Raw genomic sequence first — 848 nt, forward strand, 5'->3', positions numbered from 1 at the left:
GCCGAGCCGGGCATCTGGATGGAAGAAGTGCCGGTGCCGGAAATCGGCCCCAACGACGTTCTGATCAAGATCAAGAAGACCGCGATCTGCGGTACCGACGTCCACATCTACAATTGGGACCAGTGGGCGCAAAAGACCGTGCCGGTGCCGATGGTGACCGGCCACGAATTCGTCGGCACGGTCGCCGACTTCGGCGCGGCGGTCACCGAATACAAGATCGGCCAGCGTGTTTCGGGCGAAGGCCACATCGTCTGCGGCCATTGCCGCAATTGCCGTGCGGGCAGGGGGCATCTGTGCCGCAACACGCTCGGCGTCGGCGTCAACCGGCCGGGCGCCTTCGGTGAATATCTGGCGATCCCGCAGCACAACGTCGTGCCGATCCCTGATGACGTGCCCGACGAGATCGCCGCAATCTTCGATCCCCTCGGCAATGCGGTTCACACCGCGCTGTCCTTTGATCTCGTCGGCGAGGACGTGCTGGTCACCGGCGCCGGGCCGATCGGCATCATGGGGGCTCTGGTGGCGCAGTGCGTCGGCGCGCGAAAAGTGGTCATCACCGACATCAACCCGGTGCGGCTGGCGCTGGCGAAAAAGCTCCGCGTTCAGCATGTGGTCGACGCGTCGAAGGAAAAGCTGCGCGATATCATGCCGGCGCTCGGCATGACCGAAGGTTTTGACGTCGGCCTCGAAATGTCGGGTGCGGCACCCGCCTTCCGCGACATGATCGACGCCATGAACAATGGCGGCAAGATCGCCATTTTGGGCATTGCGCCGACCGGCTTCGAGATCGACTGGAACAAGGTCATCTTCAAGATGCTGCATCTCAAGGGCATCTATGGCCGCGAGAT

The 848-nt window shown here is 63.0% G+C and carries 1 protein-coding gene; it reads left to right on the top strand.

What is annotated here, in order from left to right; all coding sequences use genetic code 11:
• Positions 1-848: L-threonine 3-dehydrogenase (tdh, locus tag AC0L3N_RS33880; protein WP_473552040.1), on the top strand; the 848-nt coding region annotated here is incomplete at both ends.

It is taken from the genome of Mesorhizobium sp. WSM4807, from assembly GCF_055811615.1.